This is a genomic window from Streptomyces sp. NPDC104226, from assembly GCF_055584085.1.
This window is the reverse complement of record NZ_JBVJMS010000002.1, coordinates 83974-99913: the sequence shown is the minus strand read 5'-3', so window position 1 is coordinate 99913 and position 15940 is coordinate 83974. Positions and strand designations below refer to the sequence as shown.

The window sequence follows — 15940 nt, the reverse complement described above, 5'->3', positions numbered from 1 at the left end:
CTCCGTCCCGACGGCGCACCGTACGCCCCGTACGGCCGCACCCACACCCGCCCTGAAAGGCGAACCACCATGAGCAACCCCTTCGAGAACGACAGCGCCTCCTACGTCGTGGTCCGCAACGACGAGCTCCAGCACTCCCTGTGGCCCGCCACCCAGCCCGTCCCCGCCGGCTGGACCGTGGTCCACGGCCCCGACGGCCGCCAGGCCTGCCTGGACCACGTCGAGCGGGTCTGGACCGACATGCGCCCCGCCTCGCTGGTGGCCGCCCTCGCCGGGGACACCACCCGTGGCTGAGCCCGTCCACCGCACCGCCCACCGCACCGTCCACCGCACCGGCCACCCCGCCGGACCCGACCCGGTCGAGACCCTGCGCACCCTCGTCGCGGAGGTCCTCGGCCGCGCCGAGGCCGACGCGGACGACAGCTTCACCGGACTGGGCGGCGACAGCATCCAGGCGATCCAGGTCGTCACCCGCGCCCGCGCGGCGGGCCTGGCCGTCAGCACCCGCGACGTGCTCCGCGCCCGGAGCCTGCGGGCGCTCGCCGCCACCGCCCGCGCCCACGGCCGGGCCGGCGAGGACGCCGCACCGGCCGTGCCCCCGCGCCGCCTGGGACCGCTGGCACCCACCCCCATCATGGGCTGGCTCGCCGGACTCGGCGGTCCCGTCGACACCTACAACCAGTCGCTCGTCCTGCGCACCCCGCCGGGCTTCGGGCCGACCGCCGCCGAACGCACCGTCCAGGCCCTCCTGGACACCCACGAGATGCTCCGCCTGCGGCTTCCCGACGGCATCGGGGCCACCGGCGCCGAACCGGTCGTACCGCCCGCCGGCTCCGTCGCCGCCCGGGACCTGCTGGAGCACGTGGACGCCCGGGGGGCCACCGAGGCCGAACTCCCCGCCCTGACCCGGCGGCGGATGAGAGCCGCGCGGCGGCTGCTCTCGCCCCGGGACGGCCACATGCTGCGCGCCGTGCTCCTGGACCGCGGAGCCGGACAGCAGGGAAGGCTCGCGCTGGTCGTCCACCACCTCGTCGTCGACGGCGTCTCCTGGCGGATCCTCCAGGACGACCTGCGCGCCTGCTGGACGGCGCTCGACGAGGGCCGCGACCCTGTCCTCGAACCGGCGTCCACCCCCTTCGCGCACTGGGCCGACCTGCTGCGCGCGGACGCCACCTCGGGCCGCCGGGCCACCGAGGCCGGGCGCTGGGCCGATGCCCTGCGCGAAGCCCCCCGGCCACTGGCCGGCGTCCGCGCACCCGGTGGGCTCGACCCGGAGAGCCCGGAGAACACCCTCACCCTGACGCTCGGGCCGGAGGTGACCGGCCCCCTGCTCACCACCGCGCCCGGCCTCGTCAACGGCACGGTCAACGATGTGCTGCTGACCGCCCTCGCGCTCGCCGTGCTCGCCCGGCGGGACGTCGACGCCGGAGACGACGGCGGAGGTGCGGACGAGGAGGGCGCCGTCCTCGTCGACGTCGAGGGCCACGGCCGGGAGGACCTCACCGAGGACACCGACCTGTCCCGCACCGTCGGCTGGTTCACCACCGTCTTCCCCGTCCGCCTCGCCCTCGGCCGACCGGACCTCGACGAGGCCCGCCGGGGCGGACCCGCGGTCGGCGCCGCCCTGCGGCTGGTCAAGGAGGAACTGCGCGCCGTACCCGACAAGGGGATCGGCTTCGGGCTGCTGCGCCACCTCAACTCCCGTACGGGGCCCGGTCTCGAGGCGCGCGGCGTCCCCGAGATCGGCTTCAACTACCTCGGCCGGTTCCCGATGGGCGGCGACGCCCCCTGGGACGCCGCACCCGGCCACGACTTCGCCCTCGACGATGCCGAACCGGGCCTCCCGATGGCCCACGCGGTCGAGGTCAACGCGGCCGCGCACGAAGGCCCGGACGGCCTCACCCTGAGCGCCACCTGGACCTGGGCGGGCAACGCCTTCCCCGGGTCGTGGGTCCACGACCTCGCGCAGGAGTGGTTCACCATGCTGCGCGCCGTCGTCGTCCACGCCGGCCGCCCCGGCGCCGGCGGGCTGACCCCCTCCGACGTCCCCCTCGCCCAGGTCAGCCAGGCCGACCTGGACACCTTCGAATCCCAGCTCGGAGCCCTGCTGTGATCCCTCTGTCCCACGCCCAGCAGCGGCTGTGGTTCCACGCCCGGGACGGCGCCGACGGCGCGCTGTACCACATCCCCGTCGGGCTGCGGCTGTACGGCGCCCTCGACCTCCCCGCCCTGCGTGCCGCGCTCGCGGACGTGAGCGGACGCCACGAGGCGCTGCGCACCGTCTTCCCCGAAGTGGCGGGCCGCCCCCACCAGCAGGTCCTGGACCCCGAGGACGCAGCCCCGGTCCTCACCGTCACCGACGGCCCGCCCGCCGGGCGCGCCCGCCTGGCCGCGGAGACCTCGTCGCGGCCCTTCGACCTGCGCACCGGACCACCGCTGCGCGCCGACCTGTTCACCGACGGCGCCGAGGACCACTTCCTGCTGCTGGTCCTGCACCACATCGCGGGCGACGGCCACTCCGTGAACATCCTCGTCCGCGACCTCGCCGCCGCCTACACCGCCCGGTGCGGCGGCCGGTCACCCGACTGGCCGGACCTGCCCGTGCAGTACCCGGACTACGCGCTGTGGCAGCGCGAACTCCTCGGCGCCGCCCAGGACCCCGACTCCCTGCACGGCCGGCTGCTCGCCCACTGGACGGGCGTCCTCGACGGCCTGCCCGAGGAGCTGGCCCTGCCCGCCGACCGGCCGCGCCCGGCCGTGGCCGGCCACCGCGGCGCACTGGTGGAGGCACGGACCGACGCCGAGACCCACGCCGGACTGGCCGCGCTGGCCCGCGACGCCCGTGCCACCCCCTTCATGGCCGTCCAGGCCGCCTTCGCGGCCCTGCTCACCCGCCTCGGCGCCGGCACCGACCTGCCGCTGGGCTGCCCCGTCGACGGCCGCGACGACGAAGCCCTCACCGACCTCGTGGGCCTCTTCGTCAACACCCTGATCGTCCGCGCCGACACCTCGGGCGACCCCGCCTTTACGGAAGTACTGGGCCGGGTGCGCACCGCGGCCCTGGACACGTACGCCCACCAGGAACTGCCCTTCGAATCGCTGGTCGAACGCCTCAACCCGGCCCGCTCGCCCGCCCGCCACCCGCTCTTCCAGGTAGCCGTCTCCGCCCAGCGCGGCGAGCCGCGGCCCCCCGCCTTCGCGGGCCTGCGGGCCGAGGTGGAGGCGGTGCGCACCGACACCGCCAAGTTCGACCTCACCCTGGAGGTGGAGGAGCTCCACGACCGGGCCGCCGGTCGGCCCCTCGGCCTGGCCCTGGGCCTGGAGTACGCGAGCGACCTGTTCGACGAGGCCACGGCCCGCCGCCTGCTGGACCGCCTCGTCCACTTCATCGGCGCCGTCGTCCGCGAGCCCGACGCCCCCCTCTCGGCACTCGACGTCCTGCTGCCCGGGGAGCGGGCCGACCTGCTGGAGCACTGGCAGGGCGCACCCGCGGCCCCCGACGCCCGGACCGTCCACGGTGCCTTCGAGGAGCGGGCCGCCGCCCACCCGGAGCGCCCCGCGGTGCTCTGCGCCGGCCGGGAGACCACGTACGGCGAACTGGACGCCCGGGCCGAACGGTTCGCCGGACGGCTGCGCGCCCTCGGCGTCCGGCCGGGGGAGTCCGTCGCCGTGCTGATGGACCGCTCCTCCGAGCTCGTCGCCGCCTGCCTGGGGATCCTCAAGGCGGGCGCCGCCTACCTGCCGCTGGACGCGCGGGCCCCGCGCGCCCGTACCGAGGCCGTGCTCGCGGCGGCCGGGGCCGCCGTCCTGGTCACCGACACCCCGGAGGGGGAACCCGTACCGGCGGGTCCGCTCCGTGTCCTGCGTCCGGACGGACGGCCCGCCCCGCAGCCCGCGACGACGCCCGACACCGCGCGACGGGCCGGGCACGCCGACGCGCTCGCCTACCTGATGTACACCTCCGGCTCCACCGGCACCCCGAAGGGCGTGGCCGTCGCCCACCGCGAGGTCGTCGCCCTCGCCACCGACCGGCGCTGGCGCGGCGGCGCGCACGAGCGGGTGCTGTTCCGCTCCCCGCACGCCTTCGACGCCTCGACCTACGAACTGTGGGTGCCGCTCCTGAACGGCGGCCTGGTCGTCGTCGCGCCTCCCGGCGAACTCGACGTCGATGCGCTGGCCCGGCTCATGACCGAAGAGCGGGTCACCGGAACCTTCCTCACCGCCACCCTCTTCAACGTCCTGGCCGACCGCTGCCTGCCCGCCCTCGGCACGCTGCACGAGGTGATGACCGGCGGCGAGGCCGCCTCGCCGTCCATGGTCCGCCGGGTCCGCGAGGCGTGCCCCCGCACCACCGTCACCAACGCCTACGGCCCCACCGAGACCACCACCTTCGCCGCGACCTTCGCCGTCGGCCCGGGCCAGGAGGCCCCCGAAGGACAGGTCCCGATCGGCCGCCCCCTCGACGGCACGCAGCTCCACGTCCTGGACGAGCGCCTCGGCCTCGTGGCCCCCGGGGTCATCGGCGAGCTCTACATCGCGGGCGCCGGACTCGCCCAGGGCTACCTCGGCCGGGCCGGGCTCACCGCCGAACGCTTCGTCGCCTGCCCGTACGGCCCCCCGGGCAGCCGGATGTACCGCACCGGCGACCTGGCCCGCCGGCGCGCCGACGGACAGGTCGAGTACCTCGGCCGCGCCGACCGGCAGGTCAAGATCCGCGGCCTGCGCATCGAACCCGCCGAGATCGAGCACGTCCTGGCCGGCCACCCGGCGGTGGGCCAGGCCGCCGTCACCGTCGTGGACACGGCCACCGGCCCCGCGCTCGCGGGCTACGCCGTCCCCGCCGAGGGCGCGCCCGCACCCGACCCGCGGGACCTGCGCGAGCACCTGCGGGCCCGGCTGCCCGACTACATGGTGCCCGCCACCCTCACCCTGCTCGACGCCTTCCCCGTCACCGCCAACGGCAAGACGGACCTGGCCGCCCTGCCCGTGCCGGGCCCGGCGACGGGCACAGCCGCGGGGGCCCGCCAGGAGCCGCGCACCGACGACGAGCGCGCCCTGTGCGCCCTGTGGGAAAAGGTCCTGGGCGTGCCGCACATCGGGGTGCACGACAGCTTCTTCGACCTAGGCGGGCACTCCCTGCTCGCCACCCAGCTGCTCGCCGAGGTCCGGGACCGTTTCGGAGCTGCCATCGCGATCCGCCAGTTCTTCACCGGACCCACCGTCGCCGAACTGGCCGCCGCCCTGCCCGCCGCCGCGGCCGCCGCCGGCGCCGAGGACCCGCCGATCGTCCGCCGCGCCCGCCGTACCCAGACCGCCTGACCACCGGAGGAACACCGCCGTGAACCACCCGCCGTCCACCCCCGCCGCCCCCGCCACCCAGGCCGCACCCGCCGCCGCCCCGGCCGCCCGCTCCCTGGTCGAGGACGTCCTGCCGCTGTCCCCGCTCCAGGACGGGATCCTCTTCCACGCCCTCTTCGACGAGGAGGAACGCGACGTCTACGTGGCCCAGCTGCTCCTCGACCTCGACGGCCCCCTCGACGCGGAGCGGCTGCGCGCCGCCGCCGACACCGTCCTGGAGAGGCACGCCAATCTCCGCGCCGGCTTCCTGCGCCGCGCCACCGGCGAACCCGCCCAGGTCGTCCAGCGCGGCGTACGGGCCCCCTGGCAGGAGGTGGACCTGTCCGGGCTCGGCGACACCGAGCGCACCGCGGCCGTCGACACCCTCCTCGCCGAGGACCGGGTCACCCGTTTCGACCTCGCCCGGCCGCCGCTGCTGCGCTTCACCCTCGTCCGCACCGGTCCGCTGTCCCACCGACTGCTGCTGACCTACCACCACATCGTGATGGACGGCTGGTCCTGGCCGGTTCTGGTGCGCGAACTCCTCGCCCTGCACGACGCCGACGACGCCCCGCTGGGCCCCGTCACCCCCTACTCCGCCTTCCTGAGCCGGCTCCACAGCCGCGACGCGGCCGCCGCCCAGGACGCCTGGACCCGCGCCTTGGACGGCCTGCCCGGCGGAACCCGTACCGCGCCCGTGTCCCCGCCGCCCGGCTCGGTGCTGCCCGACCGCGTGGAGACCCACCTCCCCGCGTCCCTCACCGAACGGCTCGGCGCCCTCGCCCGACGCCACCGGATCACCCCCGGAACCCTGCTCCAGGGCGCGTGGGCCCTCCTGCTCGGCCGGCAGATCCGCTCCGAGGACGTGGTCTTCGGCGCCATCGTCAGCGGACGCGACCCCGAACTGCCCGGCGTCGCCGACATCGTGGGCCTGTGCATCAACACCGTGCCGGTCCGCGTACGCATCGACCCGGCCGAGCCGCTCGTCGCGCTGTTCGAGCGGCTCCAGGACGAGCAGGCCCGCCTGATCGACCACCACCACCTGGGACTGGTCGAGATCCAGCGGCTCGCGGGAGCGGGCGAGCTCTTCGACTCCTGCGTGGCCTTCCAGAACTACCCCGTCGACGCGGCCGGCCTCGCAGCCCTCGGCGCGGGCGGGCTCCAGGTCACCGCGGTGGACCCGCACGACGCCGCCCACTACCCGCTCTCGTTGACCGCCATCCCGGGCGAGCGGCTGCGGCTGCAGATCGACTACCGGCCGGACGTCTTCGAACGCGACACCGCCCAGGCCCTGATCGAACGCCTCGCCCGGCTCCTGGAGGCAATCGCCGAGGACCCCACGTGCCCGGTGGGCACCGTCGACCTGCTCTCGCCCGCCGAACGCCACCGCGTCCTGGTCGAATGGAACGACACGGCCCGCGACGAGGAGTACGCCGAGGCCGTCGAGCGCGTCCGCCGGCAGGCCGGGCGCCGCCCCGACGCCGTCGCCACCACCGACGACACCGGCCGCGAACTGAGCTACGCGGACCTCGTGGCCCGCGCCGACGCCCTCGCCCTGGCCCTGCTCGCCGACGGGGTGCGCCCCGGCGACCTGGTAGCCGTCCTCAGCGAACCCACCGCCCGCGTCCCCGTCGCGATGCTCGGCATCCTCGGCTCCGGCGCGGCCTACGTCCCCCTCGACCCCGAGGGCCCCGTCACCCGTACCGCCGAACTCCTGGCGACCGGCGGGATCGCCCGCCTGCTGGCCGCCCCCGAACAGCGGGACCGTGCCGAGGAGATCGCCGCAGCCGTCCCCGGCGGGCTGCCCGTCCTGGTCATCGACGACGCGGCCGCCGCGGCCCCGGGCGAGCGCCCCGCGCCGGCCGGCGGGCCCGACGCCCTCGCCTACGTCTGCTTCACCTCGGGCTCCACCGGCAAGCCCAAGGGAGCCATGGTCCACCGCCGCGGCATGAACAACCACCTCCTGGCCAAGGTGGAGGACCTCGGCCTCGGCGACGGCGACCGCGTGGTCATGAACGCCCCGCTCACCTTCGACATCTCCGTGTGGCAGGTGCTCGCCCCGCTGATCACCGGCGGACAGGTCCACCTGGTCACCCGGGACACCGCCCGCGACCCGGCCGCCCTCTTCGACGACGCCGCCCGCCGGGGCATCACCGTCCTGGAGACCGTGCCCTCCTTCGTCCGCGCCGCCGTCGACCTGTGGGACACCGGCGTGCTGCCGCCGGCCCTGCCCGCGCTGCGCTGGTTCGTCGTCAACGGCGAGGTGCTGCCGCCCGAACTGTGCACCCGCTGGTACGCCCGCCACCCGCAGGCCGCGATCGTCAACGCCTACGGCCTCACCGAGTGCTCCGACGACAACACGCACGCCTTCATCGGCCCCGACGTGCACGCCCAGCTGGAACACGGCCGGCTGCCCGTCGGACGTCCGCTGCGCAACAACTCCCTCTACCTCCTGGACGCCGCGCTCGCCCCCGTACCGCCCGGCGTTCCCGGCGAGCTCTTCATCGGCGGCACCGGCGTGGGCCCCGGCTACCTGCGCGACCCGCGCCGCTCCAGCGAGCGCTACGTCCCCGACCCGTTCTCCGCCGTGCCCGGAAGCCGCATGTACCGAACCGGCGACCTCGCCCGGATGCGTGCCGACGGCCAGCTCGACTTCCTCGGCCGCCAGGACCACCAGGTCAAGGTCCGCGGCAACCGCATCGAACTCGGCGAGGTGGAGACCGCACTGCGCGCCGTGCCGGGCGTCGGCGAGGCCGTCGTCGCCGTCGACCGGGACCACGCCGGCCAGCAGCGGCTCGTCTGCTACTTCACCGGTACGCCCACCGCCGAGGAGGTCCGCACGGAACTGGGCCGGAGCCTCCCCAACTACATGGTCCCGTCGCTGTTCCTGCACCTGCCGAAGTTCCCGCTCACGGTCAACGGCAAGCTCGACCGCAAGGCGCTCCCCGACCCGGCCACCGTGCACCGCCCCGCCGGACGGCTGCCCGCCACCCCCGCCGAGAAGACGGTCTGCGCGATCTTCGCCTCCGTCCTCGGCCTCCAGGAGGCCGGGATGGACGACGACTTCTTCGCCCACGGCGGCCACTCGCTCCTCGCCACCCGGCTGACCGGCCGCATCGGCACCGAACTCGGCGTACGACTGGGCATCCGCGATCTCTTCGAGACACCCACCCCCGCGGGCATCGCCGCCCGCCTCGCCGCGGCCGCCACCGCCCCCGCCCGCCCCGCACTGCGCCCCCGCGACCGGGCCTGACCCCACCTGACCGGGCCCGATCACACCTGACCGGGCCCGATCACACCGACCGGGCACGCCCGCGCCGCACAGAGCCACGACCGCACACCCCAGGAGACACCACCACCATGAGCCCGACCGAGACCACCCCCGTGCCCCTGCGCATCGCGCACCGGGCGTCACTCACACCCGGGGCCACCGCGGTCCGCGCACCCGAGGGCGAGCTGACGTACCGCCAGTTCGACCGCCGGGCACGCGCGGTGGCCGAGGAACTGCGCGCGGCCGGCGCCGGTCCGGAGGACACCGTGCTCCTGGGGGTGCGCCGCGGCGTCCACTGGGCGGTGGGGCTGCTGGGCATCTGGTACGCCGGCGCGGCGCCCCTCCTCGTGGACCTCGACGCCCCCGACGAACGGCTGCGCACCCTGCTGCGGGCCGCCGGCACCCGGTACGCGGTCGCCCCGGACACCCCGGGCGCCGCGCTGCTGCAACGCCGCACCGGCAGGGAGCTCTTCTGGGCCGCCACCTCCACCGCGGCCCCCCGGTCCGCGGCCCCGCCGGCCGACGTGGCACCGGAGTCCCTCGCCTACGTGCTCTTCACCTCCGGATCCACCGGGCAGCCCAAGCCCGTGGCCGTCGGCCACGCCGGGCTCGCCGCACAGGTCGCCACGCTGGCCGGACGCTACGGGCTGACGGACCAGGACGCGGTCCTGCAGTTCGCGGCCCCCGCCTTCGACGTCAGCCTGGAGGAGGCCCTGCCCACCTGGTGCACGGGCGGCGCGGCCGTCTTCGTCAAGGACAACGTCCTGTCGCCCGCGGAACTGGAGCCCTTCCTGGCCGCGGAGCGGATCAGCGTCGTCAACCTGCCCACCCCGTACTGGTCGCAGTGGGCCAAGGACCTGGCGCGCGCCCCCCGACCGCTGCCGTCCGCACTGCGCCGCGTGGTGATCGGCAGCGACGCGGGCCGCACCGCGGACCTCGTGGCCTGGACGGCGGCCGGCCACCCTCCGGTGATCAGCTGTTACGGCCTCACCGAGTCCACGATCACCGCCACCTCCTACGAGCCGGCACCGGCCGAACTCGCCGGCTTCACCGGCGACGAGCTGATCCCGCTCGGCGAACCCCTGCACGGGGTACGGGCGTACGTCCTCGACGAGGAACTGCGCGAGGCGCCCCCCGGCGCCGCGGGCGAGCTGTACCTGGCGGGTTCCTGCCTGGCACGCGGCTACCACGGCCGGCCGGGCCCGACCTCCGAGCGGTTCGTCGCCGACCCCTTCGCCGAGGCCCCGGGCGGGCGCATGTACCGTACGGGCGACCGGGTCACCCGCGCCCCCGGCGGCCCGCTCGTCTTCCTCGGACGCGCAGACGACCAGGTCAAGATCCGCGGCCACCGCGTCGAACTCAAGGAGGCGGAGGCGGCCGTGGCCGCCCACCCCGACGTCGTCGACGTGGTCGTGCGCGCCGTCGCGGCCGCCGACGGACCGCGGCTCGCCGCCTGGGCCGTTCTCGCGGCCGACAGCCCCCTCACCCCGGACGGACTGCGCGGCCACCTCCTGGCCACCGTGCCCGGCTACCTGGTACCGGCCGTGGTCACGCTGATGGACCGGCTGCCCCGCACCCCGGGCGGCAAGCTCGACCCCCGGGCGCTCCCCGCGCCCGCCCTCCGATGAACCCGCACCCCGCGGACCCCGTCCGCGAACAGACAAGGAACGCACCCGTGTCCGTCACCACCGAAGAGCCCACCGGGACCGGCCACGGCGTGGAACGCCGTCGGCGCAGGGACTTCCGTCTCTTCATGTCCTCGCACATCTGCAACGAGCTGGGCGGCAGCATCACGTACGTGGCCCTGCCGCTGATGGCGGTGCTCACCCTCGACGCCTCGCCGATGCAGGCGGGCCTGCTGTCCGCCGCGGAGCACGCGGCGTTCCTGCTGCTGGGCCTGCCCGCAGGGGCCTGGGTGGACCGGATGCGCAAGCGCCGCGTGATGATGGCCGCCGACCTCCTGCGCGCCGTCCTGCTGACGGCGCTGCCGGTGGCCTACCTGCTGGACCTGCACTCGATGCCGCTGCTGTACGGGGTCGCCCTTCTGCTGGGCTGCGCCCGGCTGTTCGGCGACGTGGCCGATCAGAGCTACCTGCCGGCCCTGATCGGCAAGGACGGCCTGATCTCCGGCAACTCCAAGCTGGAGACCGTGCGTTCGGGCGCCGAGTTCGCCGGACCCGGCATCGCCGGCTTCCTGGTGCAACTGCTGGGCGCGGCCGGGACGCTGGCCGGCCAGGCCGTCACCTCGCTGCTCTCGGTGGCCCTGCTGGGCCGGATCGGCGCCCGGGAGGAGAAGCCGGAACCGGCCCCGGGCAGGCACCTGCTCCGCGACGTCCGCGAAGGGCTGAGCTTCGTCCTGAGCCACCGGATCCTGCGGCTCATCGCCCTGAACACGGCCGCCGTGAACCTGTTCCTCAGCGCGGTCATGGCCCTCGAAGTGCTCTTCCTGACCCGGACCGTGGGCCTGCCGCCCGCGGCCGTCGGCTGGGTGCTGACGACGGCCACGATCGGATCGGTGCTGGCGGCCGCCGTCGCCGACCGGGTGAGCCGGGCCGTCGGCGCGGCCCGGCTCACGTGGCTGTCCCTGCTGGTGACCATGCCGTTCGGGCTGCTGCTGCCGCTGGCCGACAAGGACTGGCGGATCGGCCTGTTCGTGCTGGGATCGCTCGTCCAGTCGGCCGGCGTCACCCTGTACAACATCTGCCAGGTCACCTACCGGCAGACGGTCTGCCCGCCGCACCTCCTCGGCCGGATGACCGCCACCATGCGCTTCCTGGTGTGGGGCGTACTGCCCCTGAGCGGCCTGCTGGCGGGTCTCCTCGGTGAACTCCTGGGAGTGCGCGACGCGATGTGGGTGTGCGCCGCGGCCCTGTCGGCCGCCCCGCTGGTCCTGCTCTGCTCCCCGCTGCGTCGGATGCGCACGTTCGAGGACGACACGGTGGCGGCCGGGTCCGGGGCCGCAGGGGCGCGATCGGCTCAGTAGCCCATACGGAAGGCGATGTGGGTGAGCTGGGTCCGGTTCACCGCGCCGGTCTTGCTCCGCAGCCGGCGCAGATAGGTGTCGACCGTGTGCGGGCTCAGCCCCATCCGAAACGCGATCATCCGGTACGTGTCCCCCTGCGCGAGGTGCGCGAGGACCTCCTGCTCGCGGGGGGTCAGGGCGGGCAGTTCCGGGGAGGGGGCGGTGAGCGTGGTGTGCGGCATGTGGGGCTCCGGATTCCGGATCGAAAGAGAAAGGGGAGCGGCGGAGTCCGCCACCCCCGGTGGCGACGCGATCGCTGCGGGTGCGATCGCTTTGGGGGTGATCGCACCGATTCGGACGTCCGGGGCCTGAAGTGGCCGGACAGCCGCTGCTGTTCTAGGGCCCAGCCTTTCGTCCTGCTTATCCTGGCGCCAGGGGGCAGGCACTTCACCAAAGTGCCTGGCAGTAAAGCGACCAGGGGCGAAAAAGGCAAAGTGGGGCAATGCAGCTATCTGACGTGGAGCCGGATCCGAGCAACGCAGACGTTGACATCGATATCTACGGGTGGGTCCTCGAGCACCGCACGGTGGACGTGGACGCGGTGGCCGCCGGCACGGGGCGCGGAGAGGACGAGGTCCGGCGCAGCGTGTCCCGCCTGCGCGCCGCCCGCCTGCTGCACGTGAGCCCGGGCGACCCCGCGGTCGCCTTCGCGGTCGCCCCGGACACGGCGGCCGAGCAGCTCGTGGCGCCTCTGGAGGCGCAGATCCGCGACCAGCAGCAGGCGATCAGCCGGATCCGCGAGGACCTGGGCCGTTTCCTGCCGTACTACCTGGGCCGCCGCTCCACGGGGGAGTCGCTGGAGGTTCTGGAGAGCCTGGAGGACGTGCGCGGGGCGCTGAACAGGGCCTCGCTCGCCTGCACGAGCGAAATGCTCAGCTCGCAGCCCGGGGGCGGCAGCAGGGTGTCGGAGGCGATGCAGGAGGCGCTGCGGCGGGACGAGGCGATGCTCCAGCGGGGGATCTCGATCCGGACCCTCTACCACCACACGGCCCGCTTCAACGGGCCGAGCCAGGCCTACGTCGCGGCCGCCTCCGCGCTGGGGGCGCAGTACCGCACCGCGCACGAACTCTTCGGCCGGCTCATCGCCTTCGACCGGGAACTGGCCTTCATACCCGTTCCCGACGGCAGTTGGGGCGCCGTCGTGATCCGCGAGCCGTCCACGGTCGACTACCTGTGCAACATCTTCGACCAGACCTGGGACCTGGCCTCCCCCTTCTCGCCCGCGGCGGGCCAGGGACTCGAGGAGGTGGCCCGGGAGATCCACGAGACGATCATCCGGCTGCTGGCGGCGGGCCTGAAGGACGAGGCCATCGCCCGGCGCCTGGGCATGTCGCTGCGCACCGCCCGGCGCCATATCGCCGACATCATGCAGGAGCTGGGTGCGGGCAGCCGCTTCCAGGCCGGTGTGGCTGCCGCCGCGCGCGGACTCCTGGACCTGGACGGCGAGGCGGAGGGCGGCCCCTTGCAGTCCTCCTGACCTGATGTCACGCGTTTTCGTGTCTGTCGCGGTCGGCAGGCGTGTCACATGCTGCTGTGACGGGAGCTGTGGAGCCGCCGAACAAGAGGGGCGCGTGATGGAAATACCGGATGAAGCCTGGGAACGGGAGGCCCCGCACCTGCGGGAGGTCCTCCTGTTCCTCTCGGTCCACCTGGACCGGGCGCCGGGTGTGCTGTGGCCCGAGTACGACAACCCGGCGTTCTGTGAGGGCGCCGCCGGTGACGACGCCCTCGAAGCCGAGGACGCCGAGGACGCCGAAGAAGCCGGCGAGGTCGATGGGGTCGAGGAGGCCGCTGAGGCCGAGGGCGTCGGCGGCCTCGGGCCGGGGGCGGCGGGGCGCGGTGTGTGCCCGGCGCGGATGGACCGCTTCGTCGCGGAACTGGCCTCGTTCACGGGCCTGTCCGTGCGGTGGGACCGGACGGAGACGGCCGTGACCTACCCGGACGCCGGTGCGGACGCCGTAGGGTCCGTACCGGCGTCCGGGAGCCCGGAGCACCTGCTGATCCACCAGCTCGCCGGAGCCGTGACCTGGGAGCTGGCCGGACCGGCCGGGAGCGGCGGGCCGGAGTCCTTCCGGTGCCGGCTGCTCCCCGGTGAGGTGCTGTACGTACCGGCCGGGTGGACGCGCGGTCGCGCCGGCTCGCCGCAGGCCCGGGACACGGTCATCTGGCTTGCCGGCACGTAGGAGTGACGGTGAGCCAGTCGGGAAAGGGGGAGGGGGGATCGCGTCGCGATCCCCCCTCCCCCCTTTCGGCGGCCCCTGACGGGCCGCCGCGGTCAGCCGCCCCAGGAGCTGTCGGTCGTGTCGCGGTTCCGGCTGCCCGTGGCCGCGTTGAGCGTCACCACTCGGCCGTCGGACAGCGTGATCTGACGGGCCGTCGGTGTGCTGGTGTCTCCCTCGGCCCCACTGGTGGTCGTCACGGTGGTCGTGGCCGTGTCGCCGTCGGCGGCCTGCGCGGCGCCTGCCGCGGGCAGCAGCAGTGCGGACGCGGCCACGGACAGGGCGAAGACGTAACGCTTGAGCATGGGATCCCCAGGAGTACGAGCGGTCTGGTCCCGGCGCGGACCACTTCGTGGGCCGTCCGCGCCGGTCGGTGCAGGACCAACCTTGCCGTGCGGAAGGCCCCCCGGTGGCGGACCGGGCAGCTCATCAAGCTGCCTGGCGCGATGGTGAAGGGCCCCAAAGCCGCATGGAGCGGGGCTATTCGGTCAGAACTCCCGCGCCCACAGGGGCAAGGGAGTCGTGCTCCCGCCGCTCCGCGCGCTCCGCCGGACCCTGCCCGTCGAGCTCTCGCCACACCCGAAACACCAGTGGGGCGAGCGTGACCGCGAGGTACAGGGCCCCCGTTCCCAGCAGAGCCGGCAACAGCCCCGCCGCGTCCAGGGCCAGCCCCGCACCGAGCATGCCGAGCGGCGTCGCCGCCAGCGCGGCGGCGACCAGTAGACCGAACACCCGCCCCCGTACCGCCTCGGGCACCCGCTCATAGGCGACCGACATCATCAGCGGGCCCACGATCCCCGACCCGATGCCGGACAGGGCCAGCACCGCCAGCAGTACCGCCGGCCGCGGCTCGGCGGCCAGCGCGGCACACCGCACCGGGCCGACCAGGAGGAAGGCCCCGACGAAGACCGCGCGCCGCGGCATCCGGTGCCCGGCCCAGCCGTACAGTGCCGCCCCGAGCAGCGCGCCGGCCCCCAGAGCGGTCACCATCGCCCCGAACAGGGCACTGCTGCGCAGCACCTGGGTTCCGTACGCCGGATAGAGCACCCCGTTCAGCGCACCGTCCAGGGCATTGGTGAGCATCAGGACGCCCACCATCGCCCCCAGGAGCCGGTCTCCGCGCAACTGTGCGAGTCCGAAGCGCAGTTCCCGCATGTAGGACCCGCCGGCTCGTCCGGAGCCGACGGGGCGCGGACGGTTCGCCGCCGGTACCAGGGCCGCCACGACGAGGGCGCACGACGCCATCGCCGCCAGGTCCGCGAACAGGGTGCGCACGGGACCGGCGGTCGAGATGAGCAGGCCGGCCAGCGGCGCGCCCGCCATCATGCCGATCCGGCGGGCCCCCTCGACCGCTGCGGTGGCCCGCTCCGCCGGGACGCCCGCGCGTTCCATCGCGGCGGGCAGGAGCAGCTGCTTGGAGGTGTCGGACGGGCCGCGGGCCGCCCCGACCAGGAAGACCAGGACGATCAGGACGGGCAGCGGCAGCGCGTCGCAGGCGTGCAGGAGCGGGATCAGGCCGATCGCCGCGGCCGTGAGCAGATCCGCCCCGACGCTGACCGTACGGACGGGCAGCCGGTCGATCACCGGACCCGCGAGCACGGCGGAACACAGCAGTCCCAGCACCTCGGCGGTGGCGACGAGGCCCGTGCGGGTGCCGCTGCCGGTGCTGTGCAGGACGAACCAGGGCACGGCGACCAGGGTCGCCGCCATGCCGAGCGAGGACATCCCGGAGGCAGCCACCAGGGCGGCGAGCGGGGTGCGGCGGCGCGGTGACGCGGGACCGCCGGGGTACGAGCTGGTCATTCGGGGTTCCTTCCGGCACCGCCGCGCCGCCCGGCAGCCCGCGGTGGGGTCTGCCGGGCGGCGTGGTGCCCGGGGGTGGTGGGGTCAGCCGGCCATGCTCGTGCGGAGGCTGAGCGGGCGCATGTCCGTCCACACCCGCTCGACGTACGCGAGGCACTCCTCCTTGGTGCCGCGTACGTCCTGGTCGTGCCAGCCGAGCGGCACGGGCCGACCGGCCTCCCAGAGGGAGTACTGCTCCTCGTCGTTGGCCACGACCAGGTACTGCTGCGGGGACGCGTCGTTCATGGT

At 74.8% G+C, this 15940-nt stretch carries 12 protein-coding genes; 8 read left to right on the top strand and 4 right to left on the bottom strand.

Annotated elements, in window-relative coordinates:
* Positions 1-69: 69 nt before the first annotated feature.
* From ACZ60J_RS05870 to ACZ60J_RS05845, 6 genes are all read left to right on the top strand, one after another.
* Complete coding sequence (locus ACZ60J_RS05870) at positions 70-294, top strand: MbtH family protein (protein WP_469679201.1); 225 nt, start codon at positions 70-72, stop codon at positions 292-294.
* On the top strand, positions 287-2113 hold the full coding sequence (locus tag ACZ60J_RS05865; RefSeq protein ID WP_469679200.1) for a condensation domain-containing protein: 1827 nt from the start codon (positions 287-289) through the stop codon (positions 2111-2113). The genes ACZ60J_RS05870 and ACZ60J_RS05865 overlap by 8 nt, the downstream gene beginning before the upstream one ends.
* The gene (locus ACZ60J_RS05860) at positions 2110-5319 is read left to right on the top strand and encodes a non-ribosomal peptide synthetase (protein ID WP_469679199.1); all 3210 of its coding nucleotides are present in this window, start codon (positions 2110-2112) and stop codon (positions 5317-5319) included. Before ACZ60J_RS05865 ends, ACZ60J_RS05860 begins: the two co-directional genes overlap by 4 nt.
* A 19-nt stretch (positions 5320-5338) precedes the next feature.
* A complete protein-coding gene (locus ACZ60J_RS05855; RefSeq protein WP_469679198.1) occupies positions 5339-8590 on the top strand; it encodes a non-ribosomal peptide synthetase in 3252 nt (1083 codons plus the stop codon).
* A 107-nt stretch (positions 8591-8697) separates the two neighbouring features.
* Positions 8698-10236: an amino acid adenylation domain-containing protein gene (locus ACZ60J_RS05850; protein ID WP_469679197.1), complete on the top strand. Its 1539-nt coding sequence runs from the start codon at positions 8698-8700 to the stop codon at positions 10234-10236.
* Between the two features lie 47 nt (positions 10237-10283).
* On the top strand, positions 10284-11591 hold the full coding sequence (locus tag ACZ60J_RS05845) for an MFS transporter (protein WP_469679196.1): 1308 nt from the start codon (positions 10284-10286) through the stop codon (positions 11589-11591).
* Here ACZ60J_RS05845 and ACZ60J_RS05840 read toward each other — a convergent pair.
* Positions 11585-11812 (bottom strand): response regulator transcription factor, encoded by a 228-nt coding sequence (locus ACZ60J_RS05840; protein WP_469679195.1) that lies wholly within the window; start codon positions 11810-11812, stop codon positions 11585-11587. The genes ACZ60J_RS05845 and ACZ60J_RS05840 overlap by 7 nt on opposite strands.
* A 260-nt stretch (positions 11813-12072) precedes the next feature.
* Here ACZ60J_RS05840 and ACZ60J_RS05835 point away from each other — a divergent pair, with 260 nt between their 5' ends.
* Both ACZ60J_RS05835 and ACZ60J_RS05830 read left to right on the top strand, forming a co-directional pair.
* Complete coding sequence (locus ACZ60J_RS05835; protein WP_469679194.1) at positions 12073-13107, top strand: LuxR C-terminal-related transcriptional regulator; 1035 nt, start codon at positions 12073-12075, stop codon at positions 13105-13107.
* Between the two features lie 97 nt (positions 13108-13204).
* A complete protein-coding gene (locus ACZ60J_RS05830) occupies positions 13205-13813 on the top strand; it encodes a hypothetical protein (protein ID WP_469679193.1) in 609 nt (202 codons plus the stop codon).
* Between the two features lie 92 nt (positions 13814-13905).
* On the opposite strand, the gene ACZ60J_RS05825 is transcribed toward ACZ60J_RS05830, so the two are convergent.
* From ACZ60J_RS05825 to ACZ60J_RS05815, 3 genes are all read right to left on the bottom strand, one after another.
* Positions 13906-14154 carry a hypothetical protein gene (locus ACZ60J_RS05825; RefSeq protein ID WP_469679192.1) on the bottom strand — a complete coding sequence of 83 codons (249 nt, stop codon included), beginning with the start codon at positions 14152-14154 and terminating at the stop codon, positions 13906-13908.
* Between the two features lie 175 nt (positions 14155-14329).
* The gene (locus ACZ60J_RS05820; RefSeq protein WP_469679191.1) at positions 14330-15652 is read right to left on the bottom strand and encodes an MFS transporter; all 1323 of its coding nucleotides are present in this window, start codon (positions 15650-15652) and stop codon (positions 14330-14332) included.
* 84 nt (positions 15653-15736) lie between these two features.
* Complete coding sequence (locus ACZ60J_RS05815) at positions 15737-15937, bottom strand: MbtH family protein (RefSeq protein ID WP_469679190.1); 201 nt, start codon at positions 15935-15937, stop codon at positions 15737-15739.
* Between the last annotated feature and the right edge of the window lie 3 nt (positions 15938-15940).

Coding starts and splice junctions, on each gene's coding strand:
- ACZ60J_RS05840 (WP_469679195.1), bottom strand. CDS start 11,812: ATGCCGCACACCACGCTCACCGCCCCCTCCCCGGAACTGCCCGCCCTG.
- ACZ60J_RS05815 (WP_469679190.1), bottom strand. CDS start 15,937: ATGAACGACGCGTCCCCGCAGCAGTACCTGGTCGTGGCCAACGACGAG.
- ACZ60J_RS05835 (WP_469679194.1), top strand. CDS start 12,073: ATGCAGCTATCTGACGTGGAGCCGGATCCGAGCAACGCAGACGTTGAC.
- ACZ60J_RS05825 (WP_469679192.1), bottom strand. CDS start 14,154: ATGCTCAAGCGTTACGTCTTCGCCCTGTCCGTGGCCGCGTCCGCACTG.
- ACZ60J_RS05850 (WP_469679197.1), top strand. CDS start 8,698: ATGAGCCCGACCGAGACCACCCCCGTGCCCCTGCGCATCGCGCACCGG.
- ACZ60J_RS05830 (WP_469679193.1), top strand. CDS start 13,205: ATGGAAATACCGGATGAAGCCTGGGAACGGGAGGCCCCGCACCTGCGG.
- ACZ60J_RS05870 (WP_469679201.1), top strand. CDS start 70: ATGAGCAACCCCTTCGAGAACGACAGCGCCTCCTACGTCGTGGTCCGC.
- ACZ60J_RS05820 (WP_469679191.1), bottom strand. CDS start 15,652: ATGACCAGCTCGTACCCCGGCGGTCCCGCGTCACCGCGCCGCCGCACC.